The sequence below is a fragment of the Pseudomonas sp. R3-56 genome, assembly GCF_051132075.1.
Lineage (GTDB): Bacteria > Pseudomonadota > Gammaproteobacteria > Pseudomonadales > Pseudomonadaceae > Aquipseudomonas.
This window is the reverse complement of record NZ_CP071657.1, coordinates 1,373,879-1,394,205: the sequence shown is the minus strand read 5'-3', so window position 1 is coordinate 1,394,205 and position 20,327 is coordinate 1,373,879. Positions and strand designations below refer to the sequence as shown.

The 20,327-nt window shown below is 60.0% G+C and carries 27 protein-coding genes; 5 read left to right on the top strand and 22 right to left on the bottom strand.

The annotated features are described in order from the left end of the window. A complete protein-coding gene (gene tsaA / locus J3P96_RS06575) occupies positions 1 to 699 on the top strand; it encodes a tRNA (N6-threonylcarbamoyladenosine(37)-N6)-methyltransferase TrmO (protein WP_434656137.1) in 699 nt (232 codons plus the stop codon). A 187-nt stretch (positions 700 to 886) separates the two neighbouring features. Here tsaA and fpr read toward each other — a convergent pair whose 3' ends face one another. Beyond that, positions 887 to 1,666 carry a ferredoxin-NADP reductase gene (gene fpr / locus J3P96_RS06570; protein ID WP_003198368.1) on the bottom strand — a complete coding sequence of 260 codons (780 nt, stop codon included), beginning with the start codon at positions 1,664 to 1,666 and terminating at the stop codon, positions 887 to 889. Between the two features lie 122 nt (positions 1,667 to 1,788). On the opposite strand from fpr, the gene J3P96_RS06565 reads away from it, so the two are divergent. Next, entirely contained in the window at positions 1,789 to 2,715 is a 927-nt protein-coding gene (locus J3P96_RS06565; protein ID WP_181289263.1) for a LysR family transcriptional regulator, read from the top strand. 3 nt (positions 2,716 to 2,718) lie between these two features. Here the strand turns inward: J3P96_RS06565 and J3P96_RS06560 are convergent, their stop codons facing one another. The 3 genes from J3P96_RS06560 to J3P96_RS06550 all read right to left on the bottom strand — a co-directional run bounded on the left by J3P96_RS06560 (position 2,719) and on the right by J3P96_RS06550 (position 4,765). Continuing rightward, positions 2,719 to 3,081 (bottom strand): diacylglycerol kinase, encoded by a 363-nt coding sequence (locus tag J3P96_RS06560; RefSeq protein ID WP_420764289.1) that lies wholly within the window; start codon positions 3,079 to 3,081, stop codon positions 2,719 to 2,721. Positions 3,082 to 3,151: 70 nt separating this feature from the next. After that, complete coding sequence (erdR, locus tag J3P96_RS06555) at positions 3,152 to 3,805, bottom strand: response regulator transcription factor ErdR (protein WP_434656134.1); 654 nt, start codon at positions 3,803 to 3,805, stop codon at positions 3,152 to 3,154. A gap of 213 nt (positions 3,806 to 4,018) precedes the next feature. Continuing rightward, complete coding sequence (locus tag J3P96_RS06550; RefSeq protein ID WP_434656131.1) at positions 4,019 to 4,765, bottom strand: tRNA-uridine aminocarboxypropyltransferase; 747 nt, start codon at positions 4,763 to 4,765, stop codon at positions 4,019 to 4,021. A 183-nt stretch (positions 4,766 to 4,948) separates the two neighbouring features. Here J3P96_RS06550 and J3P96_RS06545 point away from each other — a divergent pair, with 183 nt between their 5' ends. Further along, on the top strand, positions 4,949 to 5,371 hold the full coding sequence (locus J3P96_RS06545) for a quorum-sensing-regulated virulence factor family protein (protein ID WP_305499165.1): 423 nt from the start codon (positions 4,949 to 4,951) through the stop codon (positions 5,369 to 5,371). Here J3P96_RS06545 and J3P96_RS06540 read toward each other — a convergent pair whose 3' ends face one another. Both J3P96_RS06540 and J3P96_RS06535 read right to left on the bottom strand, forming a co-directional pair. Then, entirely contained in the window at positions 5,372 to 5,566 is a 195-nt protein-coding gene (locus tag J3P96_RS06540; protein ID WP_434656129.1) for a hypothetical protein, read from the bottom strand. Between the two features lie 267 nt (positions 5,567 to 5,833). Beyond that, positions 5,834 to 6,781, bottom strand: a complete 948-nt coding sequence (locus J3P96_RS06535; protein ID WP_434623735.1) for an IS110 family transposase — start codon at positions 6,779 to 6,781, stop codon at positions 5,834 to 5,836. A gap of 250 nt (positions 6,782 to 7,031) precedes the next feature. On the opposite strand from J3P96_RS06535, the gene J3P96_RS06530 reads away from it, so the two are divergent. Both J3P96_RS06530 and J3P96_RS06525 read left to right on the top strand, forming a co-directional pair. Continuing rightward, a complete protein-coding gene (locus J3P96_RS06530) occupies positions 7,032 to 7,217 on the top strand; it encodes a hypothetical protein (protein WP_434601687.1) in 186 nt (61 codons plus the stop codon). Between the two features lie 98 nt (positions 7,218 to 7,315). After that, a complete protein-coding gene (locus J3P96_RS06525) occupies positions 7,316 to 8,434 on the top strand; it encodes a TIGR00730 family Rossman fold protein (protein ID WP_434601688.1) in 1,119 nt (372 codons plus the stop codon). Positions 8,435 to 8,478: 44 nt separating this feature from the next. Here J3P96_RS06525 and recX read toward each other — a convergent pair whose 3' ends face one another. The 16 genes from recX to J3P96_RS06445 form a co-directional block, all read right to left on the bottom strand. Continuing rightward, positions 8,479 to 8,946, bottom strand: a complete 468-nt coding sequence (gene recX / locus J3P96_RS06520) for a recombination regulator RecX (protein WP_434656126.1) — start codon at positions 8,944 to 8,946, stop codon at positions 8,479 to 8,481. 8 nt (positions 8,947 to 8,954) lie between these two features. Next, positions 8,955 to 10,007, bottom strand: coding sequence for a recombinase RecA (gene recA, locus J3P96_RS06515; RefSeq protein ID WP_434656124.1), 1,053 nt, complete (start codon positions 10,005 to 10,007; stop codon positions 8,955 to 8,957). Between the two features lie 83 nt (positions 10,008 to 10,090). Further along, entirely contained in the window at positions 10,091 to 10,591 is a 501-nt protein-coding gene (locus J3P96_RS06510) for a CinA family protein (RefSeq protein ID WP_434656122.1), read from the bottom strand. A gap of 71 nt (positions 10,592 to 10,662) precedes the next feature. Continuing rightward, complete coding sequence (locus J3P96_RS06505) at positions 10,663 to 11,199, bottom strand: lysis system i-spanin subunit Rz (protein WP_434656120.1); 537 nt, start codon at positions 11,197 to 11,199, stop codon at positions 10,663 to 10,665. After that, positions 11,181 to 11,744 (bottom strand): glycoside hydrolase family 19 protein, encoded by a 564-nt coding sequence (locus tag J3P96_RS06500; RefSeq protein ID WP_434656118.1) that lies wholly within the window; start codon positions 11,742 to 11,744, stop codon positions 11,181 to 11,183. Before J3P96_RS06500 ends, J3P96_RS06505 begins: the two co-directional genes overlap by 19 nt. A gap of 24 nt (positions 11,745 to 11,768) precedes the next feature. Then, the gene (locus tag J3P96_RS06495) at positions 11,769 to 12,215 is read right to left on the bottom strand and encodes a hypothetical protein (protein ID WP_434656116.1); all 447 of its coding nucleotides are present in this window, start codon (positions 12,213 to 12,215) and stop codon (positions 11,769 to 11,771) included. Continuing rightward, complete coding sequence (locus tag J3P96_RS06490; RefSeq protein WP_305499150.1) at positions 12,216 to 13,112, bottom strand: gp53-like domain-containing protein; 897 nt, start codon at positions 13,110 to 13,112, stop codon at positions 12,216 to 12,218. Positions 13,113 to 13,220: 108 nt separating this feature from the next. After that, a complete protein-coding gene (locus tag J3P96_RS06485; protein ID WP_434656114.1) occupies positions 13,221 to 13,781 on the bottom strand; it encodes a tail fiber assembly protein in 561 nt (186 codons plus the stop codon). Between the two features lie 7 nt (positions 13,782 to 13,788). Continuing rightward, the gene (locus J3P96_RS06480; protein WP_434656112.1) at positions 13,789 to 14,883 is read right to left on the bottom strand and encodes a phage tail protein; all 1,095 of its coding nucleotides are present in this window, start codon (positions 14,881 to 14,883) and stop codon (positions 13,789 to 13,791) included. Positions 14,884 to 14,908: 25 nt separating this feature from the next. Then, the gene (locus J3P96_RS06475) at positions 14,909 to 15,418 is read right to left on the bottom strand and encodes a phage tail protein (protein ID WP_434656111.1); all 510 of its coding nucleotides are present in this window, start codon (positions 15,416 to 15,418) and stop codon (positions 14,909 to 14,911) included. Further along, entirely contained in the window at positions 15,415 to 16,584 is a 1,170-nt protein-coding gene (locus J3P96_RS06470) for a phage tail protein (RefSeq protein WP_434656109.1), read from the bottom strand. Before J3P96_RS06470 ends, J3P96_RS06475 begins: the two co-directional genes overlap by 4 nt. A gap of 11 nt (positions 16,585 to 16,595) precedes the next feature. After that, positions 16,596 to 17,195: a YmfQ family protein gene (locus J3P96_RS06465; RefSeq protein WP_434656106.1), complete on the bottom strand. Its 600-nt coding sequence runs from the start codon at positions 17,193 to 17,195 to the stop codon at positions 16,596 to 16,598. Continuing rightward, positions 17,183 to 18,223 (bottom strand): baseplate J/gp47 family protein, encoded by a 1,041-nt coding sequence (locus tag J3P96_RS06460; protein WP_434656103.1) that lies wholly within the window; start codon positions 18,221 to 18,223, stop codon positions 17,183 to 17,185. The genes J3P96_RS06465 and J3P96_RS06460 overlap by 13 nt, the downstream gene beginning before the upstream one ends. Next, positions 18,213 to 18,611, bottom strand: a complete 399-nt coding sequence (locus J3P96_RS06455) for a phage GP46 family protein (RefSeq protein ID WP_434572167.1) — start codon at positions 18,609 to 18,611, stop codon at positions 18,213 to 18,215. Before J3P96_RS06455 ends, J3P96_RS06460 begins: the two co-directional genes overlap by 11 nt. Further along, positions 18,611 to 19,120 (bottom strand): phage baseplate assembly protein V, encoded by a 510-nt coding sequence (locus J3P96_RS06450; RefSeq protein ID WP_434656101.1) that lies wholly within the window; start codon positions 19,118 to 19,120, stop codon positions 18,611 to 18,613. Before J3P96_RS06450 ends, J3P96_RS06455 begins: the two co-directional genes overlap by 1 nt. 163 nt (positions 19,121 to 19,283) lie before the next feature. Beyond that, positions 19,284 to 20,324 (bottom strand): phage baseplate assembly protein, encoded by a 1,041-nt coding sequence (locus J3P96_RS06445; protein WP_434656099.1) that lies wholly within the window; start codon positions 20,322 to 20,324, stop codon positions 19,284 to 19,286. Positions 20,325 to 20,327: the final 3 nt, after the last annotated feature.

Below are 20,327 nucleotides of genomic sequence, written 5' to 3'. Positions count from 1 at the left end.
ATGAGCTACAACGTCTCCCCCATCGGCTTCGTCCGCTCCTGCTTCAAGGAGAAGTTCGCCATTCCGCGCCAGCCACACCTGGCCCCGGCCGCGCGTGGCGTGCTGGAGCTGGTGGCGCCGTTCGACCAGGGCGAAGCGGTGCAGGGCCTGGAGCAGGTCAGTCATGTCTGGCTGCTGTTCCTGTTCCACCAGGCCCTGGAGGAGAAACCACGATTGAAGGTGCGTCCGCCCCGACTGGGCGGCAACAAATCCATGGGCGTATTCGCCACCCGCGCCACCCATCGCCCCAACGGCATCGGTCAGTCAGTGGTGAAGCTGGAACGGGTCGAAGCAGGTCGGCTGTGGATTTCGGGCATCGATCTGCTGGACGCGACGCCAGTGCTGGACATCAAGCCCTACGTGCCCTACGCCGACATCATCGGCTCGGCGACGAACAGCATCGCCAGCGCAGCGCCTGCATTGATTCCGGTGCAATGGGCGGACTCAGCCCTGCTTCAAGCCCGCGAGCATGCCCTGCGCCTCGAAGAGCCGTTGGTGGAGTTGATCGAACAATGCCTGGCCCAGGATCCACGTCCGGCGTATCAGGTCCCCGCAGCCGAACGGGAATACGGCGCGCAGTTCTGGGACCTGGATGTGCGCTGGCATTATCCGCAGCCGGGGTTGATCCGGGTACTGGAAGTGATCCCGGCGCAGGAATAATCGCCGGAAACAAAAAAGCCCGCGCGGCCTTGATCAGGCGGCGCGGGCTTTTTTGTGGGCTACTGCCGAACCGAGTTGCTTTCTTCGCGAGCAGGCTCGCTCCCACATTTGGTCGAATTGTTACAAAACCTTGTGGGAGCGAGCCTGCTCGCGAAGGCGGTAGGTCAGCCACCGCATAAATCGCGGTTTATTTCTCTACAAACGCCCGCTCGATCAGGTAATCACCCGGCTCACGCATACGCGGCGAAACGGTCAGGCCGAAGCTGTTGAGCACTTCGCTGGTCTCGTCGAGCATGCTTGGGCTGCCGCACAACATGGCGCGGTCGTCCTGCGGGTTGATCGGTGGCAGGCCGATGTCGCGGAACAGCTTGCCGCTGCGCATCAGGTCGGTCAGGCGGCCTTCGTTCTCGAAGGGCTCGCGGGTCACGGTCGGGTAGTAGATCAGCTTTTCGCGGAGCGCTTCGCCGAAGAATTCGTTCTGTGGCAGATGCTCGGTAATGAATTCGCGGTAGGCGACTTCATTGACGTAACGCACGCCGTGGCACAGGATCACTTTCTCGAAACGCTCGTAGGTTTCCGGATCCTGGATCACGCTCATGAATGGCGCCAGCCCGGTGCCGGTACTGAGCAGATACAAATGCTTGCCAGGCTTGAGGTCGTCGAGCACCAGCGTGCCGGTAGGCTTCTTGCTGATGATGATCTCGTCGCCTTCCTTCAGGTGCTGCAGCTGGGAAGTCAGCGGACCGTCGGGAACCTTGATGCTGAAAAATTCGAGATGCTCTTCCCAATTCGGGCTGGCAATCGAGTAAGCGCGCATAAGCGGGCGGCCGTTGGGCTGCTGCAGGCCGATCATCACGAACTGACCGTTCTCGAAGCGCAGGCCCGGATCGCGGGTGCACTTGAAGCTGAACAGAGTGTCGTTCCAGTGATGAACACTGAGGACACGCTCGTGGTTCATGTTGCTCATGTACGGGGGACTCCTGGAAATGATGCCTGCGCCGATAATCTGCGCAATTGCATCGCATTCTAATCGCGGCGACAATATCTGTTAAATGGATTATTAAGATAAGGGTTATCGGTTATATCGATATGCGATTTACTCTACGTCAACTTCAAGTCTTCGTCGCCGTCGCCCAGCAGGAAAGCGTGTCCCGTGCCGCGGGCCTACTCAACCTGTCGCAGTCGGCCGCCAGCACTTCCATCACCGAATTGGAGCGCCAGTCCAGCTGCCAACTCTTCGACCGCGCCGGCAAACGCCTGAGCCTCAACGCCCTCGGCAAGCAATTGCTGCCCCAGGCAGTGGCGCTGCTGGACCAGGCCAAGGAGATCGAAGACCTGCTCAACGGCAAATCCGGCTTCGGCTCACTGGCGGTCGGCGCCACCCTGACCATCGGTAATTACCTGGCGACCCTGCTGATCGGCGGCTTCATGCAGCGCCATCCGGAAAGCCAGGTGAAGCTGCATGTGCAAAACACTGCCAACATCGTGCACCAGGTTGCTCATTATGAAATTGATCTGGGTCTGATCGAAGGCGACTGCAGCCACCCGGACATCGAGGTGCAGAGCTGGGTCGAGGATGAATTGGTGGTGTTCTGCGCGCCCCAGCATCCGTTGGCCAAACGCGGCCAGGCGACTATGGAGGAGTTGACCCGCGAAGCCTGGATCCTGCGTGAACAGGGTTCCGGCACTCGCCTGACCTTCGACCAGGCCATGCGTCACCACCGTAGCGCGTTGAATATCCGCCTGGAGCTGGAACACACCGAAGCGATCAAGCGCGCCGTGGAGTCCGGCCTGGGGATAGGCTGTATCTCGCGCCTGGCCCTGCGTGACGCTTTTCGCCGCGGCAGCCTGGTGGCCGTGGAAACCCCGGACATGGATCTGGCGCGGCAATTTTATTTCATCTGGCACAAACAGAAATACCAGACGTCGGCCATGCGTGAGTTCCTGGATCTGTGCCGCGCATTCACCGCTGGAGTGCAGCGCAGCGACGAGATCGTCCTGCCCGCCATCGCCTGAAACTCAGAGCAGTACCAGGCCCCACACCAGGGCAATCATCGTCAGGGCGACCAACTGGGCGGCGCTGCCCATGTCCTTGGCATTTTTCGACAGTGGGTGCAGCTCCAGGGAAATGCGGTCGATGGCCGCTTCCACCGCGGAGTTCAGCAACTCCACGATCAGGGCCAGCAGGCACACCGCAATCAGCAAGGCCTGCTCGACGCGGCTGACGTTAAGGAAGAACGACAGCGGAATCAGGATGACATTGAGCAGCACCAGTTGACGGAAAGCGGCTTCGCCAACGAACGCCGCACGCAGGCCGTCCAGGGAATAGCCGGAGGCATTGAGGATGCGTTTCAGGCCGGTTTGGCCTTTAAAAGGTGACATAAGGTAGGCACTGATCGAAAGGAATGGAGAAGCTAATGGAACCGCAGTCAAAAAAGCGTGAATTCAGACACTACGACTGCGGCGAAATTGACTCGAGTTGTTGCAGCAACAAGGCCGCCTGCGTTCGGGTGCGCACGTTGAGTTTACGAAAGATCGCCGTAACGTGGGCCTTGATAGTCGCCTCGGACACATTCAGCTCATAGGCAATCTGCTTGTTCAGCAGGCCTTCGCAGACCATGGTCAGCACCCGGAATTGCTGTGGCGTGAGGCTGGCCAGCCCTTCGCTGGCGGCCTTGGCTTCCGCGGAAACACTCACCGCCTCGAACGCCTGGGGCGGCCAGGATACATCGCCATTGAGGACGGCCTTCACCGCTCTTTGAATCATTTCCAGGGAACTGGACTTGGGGATGAACCCGCTGGCGCCGAACTCGCGGGCCTTGACCATCACCGAGGCCTCTTCCTGGGCCGAGACCATCACCACCGGAATTTGCGGGTATTGCCCACGCAACAGCACCAGGCCAGAAAAACCATACGCACCAGGCATGTTCAGATCCAGCAGCACCAGGTCCCAGTCGGCCTTTTCAGCCAATCGGCTTTCCAGTTCCGCGATGCTGGCCACCTCCGTCAACCGGACATCCGAGCCAAGGCCCAGGGTCACTGCCTGATGCAACGCGCTGCGAAAGAGCGGGTGGTCATCGGCAATCAGGATTTCGTATGTGGCCATTTTTCCAATGATCCTGTTTTTAGTGGCAGGCCCGATGCATTCGCGCCTCGCCGAACAACTCAAGACACCGCCATGCAGCGGTATCAACAGGGGGCACGTTCAACGCCAATCACAGCGTTTCAAACTCCAGCCGCACCCTGGTCGGCGCCAAGCATGCCCAGCGAAGCCGGGGTGGTCAAGCAGCACGGTCACGGCCTTATCCAGTATGGGCCACTACTCGTCCAACAGCGCAGGAGCCGCGCGAACGAAGGGCTGCAGCTCGGCATGGGCCGGCGTGGACTCGTTCACCTCCTGCTGGCGCTTGGCGCCGAGGTAATGCTGGCTGAACACATCGAAATAGGCGTCCAGGGCCGACGCCGCGTCGCTGTCCCCCGCCAGTTCCAGACACAGCGCCGCCACTTCGGCGGTACACAGGTGTTCGCTGCGGGTCGAGCGACGCAAGCGATAACGAGACAACTTGTCGGGCAACAGGCTCAGAATGGGCAATCGGTCAAAATACGGGCTTTTTCGAAACATCTTGCGCGCTTCCGTCCAGGTCGCGTCCAGCAGAATGAACAACGGACGCTTGCTCTGATCGAGCGCCACCGTGTGGGTGACACGGGACGGTTCGACATACTCGCCTGGAAACACCAGATAAGGCTGCCATTGCGGGTCGTTCAGCAAAGCCAGCAATTGCCCGTCGACCTCGGTACGCGACCAGATGAAGGCATGGTTGTCGCGCACCACATCGGCGATCAGCCAACCGGTATTGCTCGGCTTGAAGACTTCCTTGTTGGTCATGATCAGGCAGACCCCGGAACGGGTCTCGACGCTCGGGCGCCAGGCACACAGGCAATGGCTTTCGATCACCCGACACGCGCTACAACGAGGCGCGCGCCAGCCACGGGCCTGGAGCGGCTTGATGCCCTCGTCGACGCGCTGGTCGCGCAGGCGGGCTACGGCGTTGGGGGCATGGATCATAGCGGGCGACGCCCACGGACAAGAGAATTCGACACGAACAACACTCGGCAGGACAACAAAGCCCGGCAGTCTACCAGAGCGCGCAAGCCTGTACCGTCTACCCGGGCTCCCCTATAATCGCCGCCACTGAACGCACAGTCACGTGACCGGTCGAACCCCCTGTCACTGAACCAGGAGAGTTTCATGCTGCGCCTTATCGTCCCAACCGTTGCCGTTCTGCTGGCGACGTCCATCAGCGCTCAGGCCGCGTCGCTGAAAGAACTCGAACTGAACAAGATGCTGCAGAACGTGGCCACGCAAAGCAGCGTCGGCACTCCGCGCGCCATCAACGAAGACATTCTCGACCAGGGTTATACCGTCGAAGGCACCGAGCTGATCAACCATCTCAGCGTGCAAAGCAGCCACGCCCAGAAAATGCGCGCCGACCCCAAGGCGGTCTACTTCCAGCTGGGCTCCACGGTGTGCACCAACCCAGGCTTTCGCAAGTTGATGGCCAAGGGCGCAACCATGCGTTACGAATTCACCGAAGTTAAGACCAATCGTCCGGTCGCCACCGAACGCTTCCAGGAATCGGACTGCCCGAAACCGGCCAAGACCAAGAAATAATCAACCCGAGCTGGCGCGCCGCTGCTCATCGTCGGCGCGCAGTTCCGCCACCAGCGCCTGCAGATAGCGCGAGCGCCATTCCCTGCCCTCCAGCCGACGGCAGCACTCCTCTTCAAGGCTCACCTGATTGGCCTGAGCCGCTTCCAACAGCATCAGGTACAACTGCTTGTCGAGCTCCAGAATTACCCTGGTCATTTGTCCCGCCTCCCTGCCCCGAAATGCTTAACTCCGGCGTGGACGCCCAACCCTGGACGTCGAATAACGTCGGCACGCTTGTTATTGAGTAAATCAGAGCGGGACGTAGCCAGTCGGTGAACTGACGAGCGGCGCATTACCCACTATCAGAGCTGGAAACGCCGGACGGCTTCGCGAGCAGGCTCGCTCCCACAGGAGTTTGCCGAACGCACACCTGATGTTCACTGAAGATCAATTGTGGGAGATTCTATGGTGCAGGACTAGCCCCTAAATGCCTTTTGGTAAGTATTCGCTCTGGTTCTTCAACAGAGCGAATACCACTCGGGCAAGCTTGCGGGCCAGCGCTACCAATGCCTCGGTTGTGCTGAGCCCTCGGGACCTCAAACCCTCGTAAAATCCCTTCCACGCCGCTGTGCGACTCGCCGACATCGCGGCGTTGTGCATCAATCGGCGTGCCTCCGGATCACCTCGCTTAGACAGGCAGCGGCGTCCCTTCTTTTTTCCCGAGTCCGATATGCGCAGGTCCAGACCCAGAAAAGCGATGAAGGCATCGGCATTTCTGAAATCTCCACGTTGAAACGACGTGAGCAAACGGGCACCGCTTAACAGACCGATGCCTTCGACTTTCATGCAGCGCTTGAGCTGACTGCCCAAACCGGCTGCATCCAACTGCGTCTGGATTGTTTTCTCAAGCAAAATTTCGAGTCTTTGCATGGCCTTTATCTGGTTCTCAAAGGCCGTTTTGAGCAACGGTTCGTTCGACCAGCTTTGCTTGAGGCTGACACGCGCCTGAACCAAGGCTGCCCGTCGCCGGAAAAGGCTTATAAGCCTGCAATACAGGGGCGATGGCGGGGACCAAGGGTGCAACTGGTGGCCTTCGTTGTTCAAGTAGCGAGCCAACAACCGAGCATCCAGCGCATCGGTTTTAGCGCGCACTTTCACCCCTTTGCGGTAATGACTGAGTTCGTAACCGCCGATCATATAAATCACACAGCCATGCGCATAAGCCAGATCGGCGAAGTCCTGGTGATAGATATTCGTGGCTTCGATGGCGACATCCACTGGCGCAGGTAATGCCTTGAGCCACTTCTTGATATCAGCTTTGGTGTTGGGGATCGTTTCGAGTCGATCGGATTGGGCGTGATAAATCACCAACTCATCTTTGGCGACATCCACACCTACGATCGGCTGGGCGGTGGCGACGGGCATTGCCATTGAAAATCCTCCGGGCTAAGGTTTGAACACTTGAAGGGTTCACCCAGAGGCGCAGGCTTGTTCCTATCGTCGGTCTAGGCCAGATGCATTCTTTATCGGCGCTTGGGTGAAAGGAGGAGGGGCGAAATCTCCCACGGTCTGTACTGCGGCTAACAGTCAGAATCGAGCCTAGTCCCTCCTCCTCCCTTCAAGTCCTACCATACAAGCGAGCCTGCTCGTGATGACGGGTTCCAACAAGGCCAGGTGACGGTTGCAAACCGTCATCTGCGAGCGCCATGATCAACAAGAGGCTAGATTCAAAATATCGCCTGTTACCGGGCAGAACGAGGCTGCCCTTGCCAATACCCTGACGCTTGATTTTTTTCATCCAAGGGAAACAGCAGAATCCGTTGGCTGGCTTGATCGCCTTGCTGCAATTTGCGTCGAGCCAGGTTGAATGCCCGGGCATACGCCGGGCTGACGACGGCACAGGAAGTGCCGTGGCCCTGACGAATATCTCGTTCGGGCCAGGTTCTGTTCAGAAGGAGAAGCTGAATGCCTTACAAACCGAATGACCTGCTCAGTCGGCATTTTGAGAACCATGGCCACGACCTCACCCGCAAGGTCGAAGAGCAACTCAACCTGGTATCACCCAACAGTCCCAATCTCCCCATTTACCGCGACATGATCCTGACCGTGCTGCGCATGGCCCAGGAAGATCACAACCGCTGGAACGCCAAAATCACGCTGCAAGCACTGCGCGAACTGGAACATGCCTTCCGCACCCTCGAACAATTCAAGGGCCGTCGCAAAGTCACGGTCTTTGGCTCGGCCCGAACGCCCATCGAGCATCCGCTGTATGGCTTGGCGCGAGAACTGGGGGCGGCGCTGGCCCGGTCGGACATGATGGTCATCACCGGCGCAGGCGGAGGCATCATGGCCGCCGCCCATGAAGGCGCAGGCCGCGAGCACAGCCTGGGTTTCAACATCACCCTACCCTTCGAACAACATGCGAACCCGACCGTTGAAGGCACGCAGAACCTCCTCCCGTTCCATTTCTTCTTCACCCGCAAGCTGTTCTTCGTCAAGGAAGCAGACGCGTTAGTGCTCTGCCCAGGTGGTTTCGGCACCCTTGATGAAGCATTGGAAGTCTTGACGCTGGTGCAGACGGGCAAGAGCCCATTGGTGCCGATAGTGCTGCTGGATGTGCCGGGAGGTAAATTCTGGCAGAGCGCCCTCGACTTCATCCATGAACAATTGGGAGAAAACCGCTACATCCTGCCCACCGACATGAAGTTGATGCGCCTGGTGTACACCGCCGAGGATGCGGTGGAAGAAATCAATCAGTTCTATCGCAACTTCCACTCCAGCCGCTGGCTCAAGCATCAGTTCGTGATCCGCATGAATCATGCGCTCACCGAACAGGCGATGCAGCAGATGCAGGTCCAATTTGCCGATCTATGCCTGAACGACTGCTTCCATCAGCATGCCTACAGCGGCGAGGAGCCGGAGGAGGCGCCTTTCAGCCACCTGACGCGCCTGGCATTCACCTTCAACGCCCGCGATCACGGTCGACTTAGAGAACTGGTGGACTATATCAACCTGCCGGAAAACTGGGCCCAGCCTGCCGCCCAGCCCCACCCGCTGACCTGGGAACCAATCGAGGTGACTTGAGCCAAAAAAAAACGGCCCGCTATCGAAATAGCGGGCCGTTTTATCTAGTCATCCATGCTACGACCGCTGAACAGCCGATTGATCATTTCCATGGAGTATCCTCGATACGCCAGGAAACGCCCTTGCCTGGCCCGCTCCTTCGCATCAATGGGCAGATGCCCTGAGAACTTGCGACGCCAGGTATCGATTAACTGTTCCTGCCAATCGATATCGCTTTCACGCAAGGCAAGTTCGATATCCGGTCGTTGCAAGCCACGCTGGCCAAGTTCTTCGCGAATACGCATCGGGCCATAACCAGAGCGGGCGCGATAGGAGACAAAGCTTTCGAGGTAGCGCGATTCCGACAACAGCCCCTCTTCCGTCAAGCGGTCCAGGGCTGTGTCGATCAATTCATCAGAGGCACCGCGCTGGCGCAGTTTACGCGTCAGCTCGACTCGACCGTGCTCGCGTCTGGCGAGCAGGTCCATTGCGGTTCGCCGCACTGCGACGAGGGTATCGAGTACGGCGGTCATCGGATCGATCAGATGTCAGCGTCAGCCAGATTGTCTGCAGTCTCGCGGTTGGCCACGGCCTTGACGTCTGCAACCGGACTCAACAATTTGTCACGCAGTTGCTTCTCGAGAGCTGCCGCGACTTCCGGGTTGTCCGCCAGGAACTTGGCCGAGTTGGCCTTGCCCTGACCGATCTTGGTACCGTTGTAGGCATACCAGGCGCCAGATTTTTCGACAAAACCGTGCAGCACACCCAGGTCGATCATTTCACCGTTGAGGTAGATGCCCTTGCCGTACAGGATCTGGAATTCGGCCTGACGGAACGGCGATGCCACCTTGTTTTTTACGACCTTGACGCGGGTTTCACTGCCGACAACCTCATCACCTTCTTTCACCGCGCCGGTACGACGGATGTCCAGACGAACCGAGGCGTAGAACTTCAGCGCGTTACCACCGGTGGTGGTTTCAGGACTGCCGAACATCACGCCAATTTTCATGCGGATCTGGTTGATGAAAATCACCAGGCAGTTGGCATTCTTGATGTTACCGGTGATCTTGCGCAGGGCCTGGGACATCAGGCGAGCCTGGAGGCCCACGTGCATGTCGCCCATTTCACCTTCGATTTCCGCTTTGGGTACCAGTGCCGCTACGGAGTCGACGATGATCACGTCAACCGCGTTGGAGCGCACCAGCATGTCGGTGATTTCCAGGGCCTGTTCGCCAGTGTCCGGCTGGGAAACCAACAGGTCATCGACGTTGACGCCCAGCTTGCCGGCGTATTCCGGGTCCAGGGCGTGTTCGGCGTCGACGAAGGCGCAGGTCGCACCGGCTTTTTGAGCCTGGGCGATCACGGACAGGGTCAGCGTGGTTTTACCGGAGGATTCAGGACCGTAGATTTCAACAATACGACCTTTTGGCAAGCCGCCGATGCCAAGCGCGATGTCCAGGCCCAGGGAGCCGGTAGAGATGGAAGGAATAGCCTGGCGGTCCTGATCGCCCATACGCATTACGGCACCTTTGCCGAATTGACGTTCGATCTGACCCAAGGCCGCAGCCAAGGCTTTCTTCTTGTTGTCGTCCATTAAAGTCCTCACGTAATCAATAAGGCCTGACGGCCAACACCTGTATAAGTAGCCAGTATTATTCCACAGCGATTCAGGATCGCCTACCCCTGATTTGAGATTTCTGTGGCGGCATGTTGTAACAGCCCGTCTAGCGCGGCCTTCACCGTTTGTCGGCGGACCTCGTCGCGATTGCCTGGAAAGAAGCGCCGCTCGCTGAACACCGCCTCGCCAACGCCCCAGGCGAGCCATACGGTGCCCACCGGCTTGCTCGGCGAGCCTCCGTCCGGCCCGGCCACGCCGCTGACCGCCACGGCGAAACGCGCCAGGCTTTTCTGCTGGGCGCCCCGCGCCATCGCCTCCACCACCTCGCGGCTGACCGCGCCGACCTTGTCGAACAATTCGGGGGACACACCCAACTGCTGGGTTTTCTGGCGATTGGAATAGGTGACGTAACCGGCTTCGAACCAGGCCGAACTCCCCGGGATCCGCGTGATCGCCTCGGCAATCCCGCCACCAGTACAGGATTCGGCGGTAGTGACATGGGCATTGAGCACCTGCAAGCGCCTGCCCAACTCAGCGGCCAGTCCGGTAATGTCATCCATGCTGCTCTCCTGATTCGACGCGGTTGGCGCCTACCGTACACCAGCAGTCACAGCTTGCAAGGTCCGGCAGATTACCGGACCAACGCTCTTACATAAGCCTGGCAGGCCTGCAAGGCGATCAGTCCACGGTCGCCCTCGTCGGTGATGGCGATAATTCGTTGAGCATGCGCCGGGTCAAGTCGGGCGCGTGGGGCGCCATTATCCATGCCGCCGGCGGCGGTGGCGGCAGGCACTGCACAACCGGCGGCAACATCGTCGGCGTCGAGGAGGACTGACAGCCGGACATCGGCAGTAGCAAGGCGATCGCGCAGGCGATCCTGGTCACGTTGGGCATCGCTCAAGGCTCGGTAGTGGGTTTGTTCGCTGGCGGAGAGTTGCCGTTCCAGGACGAGCCGTTTGTCCTGCTCGGCCTTTTGCTGCATCGCTGCCGCCAGGGTCATCCGATTGAGCGTCTCGGACTGCGACTGCGCCAGTTGCGCCAGTTGCCTGCCGTACCGCCAGTCCTGGAGCCGCCACGCCAACATGGCCGGACCACCGATCAGCAGCGCCACCAATACAACGACACCTAGCGTCCGGCAGGAAAACGGCATCAGGCCGAAGGTTGGCATAACACTTCCCTCGCCCGCGCCCAGAGTTGCAAGCGATCCTGCAAGCCATTCAGGCCACCATTGATGCGGCGGGTAATACGGTTGAACTGGTCACGATCAGCCAGCTCATTCAAACCGTTCTGCGCCCAGAACCAGGCGGCGGATTGCGCCGCCCATTGCGGTTGTTCGAGCAGTTCGGGTAAGGCCAGCAAACGTTCGTCGCCGAACAGCCCCAGGCTGCAACGAAGGTAATTGTCGTGGCCGGTAATCTGGATCAAGCCCCGGCCGCGATACTTTTGTCCGTCACCGTCGGGCTGGGTCGAGTTGCCCAGGCGAACGGCCAGGGCTCCGGTGTCGTATTTGCTCAGGTATTGCTCCCCACCCAGCTCCCGTACATAACGCAACTGCCCCGATTCGTGACCGACCTGGGCCAGGAATGCGGCGATGCGCTTGGGAGTGTCAATGCGATAACGAGACATCGCGGTGTTCAACGCTGGAATAAAAACGCCCGCTTGGGCGCGGGCGTCGGGCATGATCTTGATAAGTTGCTGTTGCGTAAGGTCCATGTTCGGGTCATCGCATATACATGATCAAAGCTGCCCGGCCAGCCAGGACGGCGCGGCCGGACGGTGTTCGGCGGCTGGAAAGTACTCGTCCTGTGGCCATTCCCTAAGGGCCCGGCGATAAGCCTGCAACTGCGTGTACTGCGCCTGGTCCAGCGTCGTGCCACCGCCGTCGTCCATTTCGTCGCGGTCGCGCGCTATGAGGCGGTCGGTTGCGGTGAGCTGGGCGTTACGCCACGCATATTCATTTTCCGAAGCCTGGGCCAATGTCAGAGCAGGGGGATCTACGAGAATGGGATAACCGTTGTCGGGGTTGGCTGAAACACGCTTGGGTGAAATGGCAAGTTGCTGAAGCAGCGACAGCCAGTAAGCCTTGGGGATTTCAATCACGTCGCCCGGGATATCGGAAACATTGATTCCAGGAGCATAGGCTCCGCACGTGCTTGGACTGAACAGCAAAATCAAGTCGTTCATTCAATAACCCTTCGCAAAATAGTAAACGCCCCATCCAGCGCTGACGTGCCCAGAATAGTCCCGGACTTTCAGGCGCACGCCTTGGCGGGTAGCGGTTCCACTTACCACCATCACCATCGCTCCATCACCGCCCACATGGTTCGCCACAACCGAAACAAAAGTATTGGGGAATGAAATCGGGAACGTAACAAACACCTCCCCATTGACGTCAGTTGTACCGTAACCCCACTGGTCGATGTTTCCGCTCGCGTACCTTTGGTAACCCGGATTTCCCAATTGACCTGAAAACAACGAGGTGTATTTCAAAAGAACGGTGCCGCCGATCAACCGCCATTGATTGTCCAGCTTGACGAACTCTGCCGTTTCGCCACGGCCCAGATCGATGGGTCCAAGAGCTGAAGATGAAGGTCCCAGAGTATCGGTAGGCGAGGCTGTCGATACCTTCACCGCGGTCCCTACGTTGATAAGCGTGAGCGTCGCCCCATGCAAGATTCCCACTGTGTTGGGGAGCGTGACGTCGATTGCGGTGGCACTGGAAAAGCTGACGGCACCGCCGACATGGGCCGGTGTCAACGCGGTACTGACTGCGTACGCGAAAAAACCGGAGTATTGAATCCCGCTACGCCTTACGAACTCCGTCGTCGCCACGGATCTGTCGTTATCGAATTGCGGCGCGGTGGTGAACAATTCGCTGCCACGCAAGGCCGTTAACAATTGATTGTTCAATTGTTCCGACGGCGTCTGCCCGGCAGCTTGAATAACATTAAGCAACTCCAGCGTTACACCATTGCCCCAGCTGGCAGGAATCAACGATCCCGGCGTTCCCGCCAAAGGATCTTCATCCACGAACCTGCCATTCGATAGACCTGCGCTGGGCACACTTTTTGGATAGTCCACTTTTCACTCCTGATGGGCCAAAGATAAAAAACAGGCGAGACAAAGCCTCGCCGGCAATACGCGGTGGCGCGATTGATTGAGAAAGTTTGAGAGCCTGCCCCAGGCTGGTTAAACGGCAGGCTCGGGCATGACAGGCCAAGTGATAGCGGCTGGAAAACCAGCTTGATGCTGGATACGATTCAACTCGACGCTATAAAGCTTCCACTCCATCAGGGCCAGTTGCTCCTGGTCGCTGGCGTCGCCGATGTCTTCGGCGTACTGAAGCGGGGCTATACGCAACATTGCGTCGCGCAGAAGCGCATCCCGTTGGGCCAGAACCTGGCCAGTGATGTCGCTCAACTGCAAGTCAACGTCGAACTCCCAGGTGTGATTTTTCCAGGTATGGTAATTACCTGGCCATGGCTCAGTTGTGAACGCTTCCGGCAATTCCCCCAGTTCGTTCCAAATCTGCTGGCCGCCGTCTTTCTTGCGGTAGACCAAGCCGCGACGGTCAATAACCTCTCGGGGCACATTGCTCACCAGCGCCCATGTGCGGCCACCTTCCGGAGGGGGTAGTTCAAAGGAAATTGCCACCGCATTACTGGGGATCTGAACGCCAATACCTGGCGTTACGGGAAACTCCACGGGTCCGGACAACGCGCCGGCTTTATCGAAAAGATAATAAAACACAGACACCTCAGATGAGTTTGATCCGCGCCGGATAAGCGACATTGCGCGGGCGCGATTTGAATGAGTAGAGCAGCGTGTTGGCCGTATCTACCTGGAAACTGGTCCCGGTAGGAAATATCGGACCACCGTTTACAAGGTCTCCAATGATTTTGATTTCCTCACGGGTGTTGGAACCGAATCCGGTAAGGCTGTCGGACCATCTTGATCCAACCGCACCAGCCCCTTGGCCCCCCAACGCATAGGAGTGAACAGTGCCGGTTTGAAAGGCCCCCATCGCCCGTCCAGGATCCACGGAGCGCCCTTCGTCCAAGATCCGCAAGAATTCACCTCGTCCTTCCGGGGCTCGGAAAGTGAGAACACCATCACCAGAACTCCATTTGCCTTCACTGCCTTCCCGAGTGGCCTCGGTGCCGAGCATTCCGGACTGTTGGGCGTGATCCCACAGCCAGGGCCACTCAGCACGTTTCATGACCGTGCCGTTTAGCGCACCGTAACCACCCGGGCTGAGTTGGATAGTTGTTTCAAAAAACGGCCGCCCCAAAGCTGTGTTGTCAAACCTTCCCATGGGCCACCAACTGCCGGCACCGTCACTACGTAGATGCCACCAGTCACCACTGCCCATCAGCACGAGAAATGGATAACCGGCGGCCGAAAGATGGGTGTGAAATCTGATCCGATCAGCCCCGCCGGCCTGAACCACAAGACGATTGCCGCTGTTGTCCAGGCGCCGAACGACGACATCTCGAACACCCAGCGCAGCGTTGGCCGAGGGTAACCCGATGGTCGTAGCGCCAGCGTTGGCGTCAATCAATACAAGGCCAAGCTCATTTGCCATCAGCGTTTTCGACAGGGCCAACCGCGTGATTACCGAACGCATGGGGTTGGTCATACCGATGATCTTCTGAATAGCTTTGAAAAGCTGATTGGTGTCCGCTTCGGAGGGCGCGATATCGGCGCCAGAAATCACACCGAGGATTTCTTGGGTAACGCTGTTACCCCACACAGCCGGAATCAAGGATCCCGGCGAGCCTTCGACAGGATTTTCATCCACGAACCGACCGTTCACCAGCCCGACGCTGGGAACACTTTTTGGATAATCCATGTTTTGTCTCTCTATGAGATGAGAATCAAGCCCGAAGGCGTAGCGTCCGGATGGCCGTGAGCGCGTCATCGGCGGCTTGAGTGGCAAGATCCGTTTTGCCCTTGGCTAGGCGCGCGCGAATCTGCGCCTTGGCCTTGAGGCGCAACTCGCGGAGCGTCAGCAGGTTCGCGTCGAATTCGGCGGCCTTGGCGAGGATCTGATCCGCTGCCTGCCTGGCTGTGCGGCCCTTGACGACCCAGGCAGAAACCGACAACGGAACAGCTTTTTTCGGGTAGCCCTGATCCTTGAACGCCTGCGCTTCAAGGGCCGCTTGTTGATATTCCAGGGCCCGTAACGGATCACCGGCCAAAACGCGACGGGCGCTGTCGGCTGCGGCATCAATCTTTTCGCACAGGCGCTCGCCTTCCAGGCGCAGCAGTTCAGCGGCGCTCTCGTCGGTCAGTATCCATGTACCGTCCTCCCAGATATGGGCCGCAGAAGGTGGAGGCGAACGCAGCCCTTCTTCGTACTGGTGCAATTCTTGGATGACTTTCATCGGATCAGTTCCCAGGACAGATGGACATTAACTGCGTTGGTGAAATTGATGCCGATGCCCACGCTGTAGTCTGTCAGCGCTTGGTGCCCTTTGATTCCCATGCTCAAGAGCAACTCATCGCTGTCGGCAATGGTTGCACCCAATGTATGTTCGGCCTGATATGACTGCCACAGCGAGCGCAATTGGGTATGGTCGAAACTGGCCGTGGCTGTAGAGACCGTCACGTCGTTGACAACGTTGCTGGAGAAAATCACGCACATTGCCATTGGTACACTGGTAGGGTTCGCCCATCCACCTGCGTTGTTGCCAGGGTTTTCCGAAATGGGTGACAGATAGCTGTAATTGCCTCCGACCCATCCAGCCGGAGCGAACATAAGTGATGTCACCGCGTTCGGTGGAGGTGTCGGATTACCCGCCACAAGCCGCGCCGCACGCGCATGCGGATCCAGCGGTAGATACACCACCCCGGTGCCATTTACCGTTTGCGTCCAGGTCAATTGAGCACGGTTGTAAATCGTGCGGATCGTCGGCAGGGAGCCAGGCGTCCCGGTCACCACCCAGGCCAGGCACATGTCCAGGGGGGTCGATGGGAACCCACCGCCTGCCGTTCCGTTGACGGTGCCTTTCAGGGATTCCGGAGCAAGGTCATACAGGCTTCCCCGCTGCACATAGAACGTCAGCGCATCACCGACTACCTGCGTTCTTAAAAAATAACTGGCGCTGGGCAACAGATCGGCGCTGCTCCAGGCCGTCGTCACGTAGGTACGTGTCCGCCCCAACCGTCCTGCTACCACCTCTTGCCCGATGCTGACGTACACACCCGCCGGAATCGAGACACGTCCGCCACTGGTGGGCAGCGCTGCTGGAGTGACGGCCAAACGGTTGTCCGCCGTGGCAATCGTCGGCAGCGGCAACGCTGTGATCGGCAGAGCGAAGTCCTGGTTCCAGCCCTTGGCGGTTACCGTCCGAATCGCCGCGAGCAATTGATCGCTGCGGGTTTCATCCGGCGTCAGATCTCCCGCCTTGATGACGTTCACGATCTCCTGCGTCACCCCATTCCCCCAATCCGCCGGAATCAACGATCCCGGCGTCCCGGTCAACGGGTTTTCATCGACGAACCTCCCATTCACCAATCCGGCGCTGGGCACACTTTTCGGATAATCCATCCGTCTACTCCCTAGTCATAATTGATGTGAACCTTGGTATGCGCCGGCGCGCTGCGGTGAATCAGGCATTCCAGCGCCGAGCCCGGATTGACGCCAAAACGTTCGCCCCAATAGCTCGCACCAAAGCGCCGTCCGAGCAGCAGCCGGCCGCCGGTGTTGAGGGTCCACATGAACTGCGCCTGCCACGTTCCGAAGTGCGCTTCGCCAAACCGTGCGCGGCCCATGCGCGGCGCCTTGAGTTCGGTAATCGTTGCGTTGGGGTAGCCCTGGCTCCTGGCGATTTCCACGTAATAGGCGATGGCCTGGCTGCCCACCGCCAGCAACCGCCGTCGCACCGCCAGACGGCGATCGTCATACAGCGGCGTGGCGCCAAGGCACGGATCCGGCAGCTCCATCACCCGTTCCCAATCCGGCACCAGCTCGCTCACTCCCGCCGGGTCCATCTCGTTGAGCAGGTCGGCGGCGCGGGCATCCAGGCGCGCCAGCTCCTGGGCGATGCCTTGCAGCACTTCGTCCAGTTCCGGCACGCGCTCCGGGTCCCACGCCGGGCCGCTGGGCAGCAGGCTGCGCAGTTGGGCCTGGTATTGTTCGGCGGTTCTTATCCCAGCCATGTGCAGCCTCCGAAGGTCAGCAACTGGTTGCTGGCGGCGACCACATCGGCGGCGGGTGCGCTGAGCTTGTGGTCGGTTTCGCCGGTGGCGCTGCTGATCGCTTCGGCGATATGACTCAGCAACAGCGTTTCGCCGAGGCCGGCTTCGCGGTTATGCAGGTCGCGCAGTTGGGCCTCGATGGCGGCGCGCACCGCGCTGGTGTCCGGGGTGATGCGCAGCTTGTAGTTCACCGGCACCTGCGTCGGGGCCAGCACATGCAGTTCGGCGGTCACCGGGCGCAAGGGCTCGATGTAGGCCCGCACTTCCTCCAGTTGCTCGGCGTTGGGGATCGGTTGCGGATCGTCGTCGCGCATCACGAACAGGCCAACGGTCCCCGGCCCCAGGTAACTGCCGCGACACCAGGCGCGGGTAACGCCGGGACATTCCAGGGCCCAAGTCTCGTAGTCCTGGGCCGAACCGCCGTGAGGGATGACCCGATAGGAACGGATCACCCTCGACCGGAGGGATTCAAGGCTTTCCCGGGCGACACCGCCGGTCAGCCCTGGCGCCAGCACGGTGAAGCTGTTGCCGATGCCCAACAGCGGCTGCACCGGCGTGAGTACCAGGCCGGCATCGGCATTGCCCAGGCTACCGGCCTCCAGCGCCGCAATGGCAGTGGTGTTCAGGCCATTGCTGGTGGTTCGCGCGGTGGTCACTTTATAAGTACGGCCATCGGCCGCTTGCAGCAGCGTGTCGGCATCCAGCACGGCACCCGCCGTGGCGGTGAAGCTGACGCTGCCACTGGCTACCTGGGCGGCCTTGCGCGCCTGGTTCAGGCGCAGGGCGGCGATGCGTTCCAGGGTCGATTCATCGGCCTTGTCCGGCAGGATCTGCTCGGCGATCCAATCCAGATAGCCATACAGGCCATAGGCGGCGCCGCCGAGGGTACGCGCCAGGACCTGGGCGTCGGACTGGCGCAGCGAATCGCTGGCCAGGTCGCTTTGGGCGCGCTTGATCAGCACCGGCAGCGAAGGGGTTTCAAACGGCATAGGTCACCTGCCAACTGTGGTCGGGGTTGATGTCCAGGCGCTCGCCATTGGCCAGGGTCAGGACCGTGCGCAGGTTCAGACGCTGGGCGTCGAGGCGTTCGCTGATGATGTCGATGGCGCTGCAATGACCGTCATCGATCAACCATTGCAGCGCCTCGCGGGCATAGAATTCGGCGTCGAGTTGGGTCTGGCGGGTCAGCTTGACCCGCCGCAACAGCCACAGCCGTGAGCCGATGCGATCGTCGGCGACCGTGGGAAAGGTGTCGCCCCACCAGCCGAAACGCTCGTCGTCATCGACAGCATCGCCCGCGGCGGCGCGGCGCCAGGTGAACAGGCTGATCAGCACCGAGCGGGTCAGCGCGGCGTGCAGGTTCTGGCTGATGAACATCACTGGCCTCCCGCCGGCGCACCGGTCTGGCCGTTGCCGGCCTGTACGCCGACGTGCACGTGCTTGATCTGGCTGATACCGCCGGCGATCTGGTCGCCCTGGGAAACGATCTTGCCGGTGTGGTTGATGACCGGGCTGTCGATGTTCACCGCGCTGCTGGCGCGGATGTTCAGCGTCGCGGTCTCGATGTCGATGACACGGCCACGCTTGAAGTGAAGCTTGTCACCTTCATCGGTGTAGAGCGCGACTTCGCCCGGGGCCAGGGCCTTGAGACGAAAGCGCCGATCGGCGACCACCAGCACCACCGCGTGGGAGCGGTCGCCGCCGAGAAACGTGGCGATGCCCTCGGCGCCGGCCAGCGGGTTGCTGGTGAAGCCGTAGGGCTCGAAATGCTCCATGTCGTCGCTCACTTCGCCAGCGGTGAGGCGCATTTGCAGTGATTGCAATTTATTCGCCGAATGGGCGAGCACGACAGTGCCGCGCGCCAGGAGGCGGGTCAGTAGGCTCATTGAGTTTTTCCTTCGGAATCGGGTTTAACGGCAGAGCACTGTGGGAGCGAGCCTGCTCGCGAAGGCACCGGCACATTCAACATCGATGCAAGCCGAACCACCGCTTTCGCGAGCAGGCTCGCTCCCACAACGGATTTGCGCAGGGCGGGTATCGGCGTCGGGCTCAGGTCTTGGGTGGCACCGGGTTGGCGTCGAAGGTGTGCGGCGGGGCGACTTGCAAGGTGGTGATCGAACCCTGGGCGGACAGCGAATAGGTGACCTTGGAGATCAGCATGTCAGCGTCAAACCCCAGCACCGGATCGATCACCCGCACCAGGGTGTTGTGCCGCCAGAGATCGCCGTTGGCCTGGCGCCAGCCCTGCACGCGGTAGGTGGTGGTCAGGGCGCGGCCGCTGCGAATCGCGCTTTCCCAGTCGGCCCGTTGCTGGGCCAGCGCCGGGGTCAACTGAGCACTTTCGCTGATGACGGTCACCCGCTTGCGCTTGAAGCCCAGGTCAGTGGCGGTGCCCGAGACCTCGCTCACCGCCGCCCCGCTCTGCTGGTCATTGCCTTTGTGCTGGCCGATGACCCGGTATTCGGAAAATACCTGGCTGTAGTCCATCGGCGCGTTGCCCGAAAGAATATTCTTGCCCAGTTCCAGCACATCGCTGGCCCGCCCACCGCTGCCGGGCTTGGCCAGCAGCACGCGACCTTGCGGGTCATCGGAGGAAAACACCCGGAACAACGTCAACAAACGGTCGATGGATTGAAACACCGTTTCTCCAGGCACGATGCTGTGCTCGCTCAGGCGCGCGGTTTCCGGGATCTCGCTGACCACCCCCACGGCATAGGGCGATGCCAGCGCCTGGACGATGCTCAGCAATGTTTGCCCGCGCCATTGCGTCGGGCGGTTGATCGCCGCGCAGTCCACCAGGTCCTGAGTCTTGGAGCCGCCTTCGATGCTCAGGCTGATCTGCCGGCCGTCGTAGCTGATGGGCGCCTTGAACACGTAGCCGCTGAGCAGCAGGTCGGCGCCGATGCGCACCTGGCATTCGTCACCGGGACGAATCGGCACCGCCTGGGTCTGCCCCGGCCATTGCCAGGTGATGTCGAGTTTGAAGGTGCGGAACTGGCGCTCCAGGTCCGCACTGATTTCCACGCTTTTCCAGCCGCCGTAATCCAGCCCGCCGACGGTGAGCGTGACAGCGTTGTCGAGCTCATTCATGGC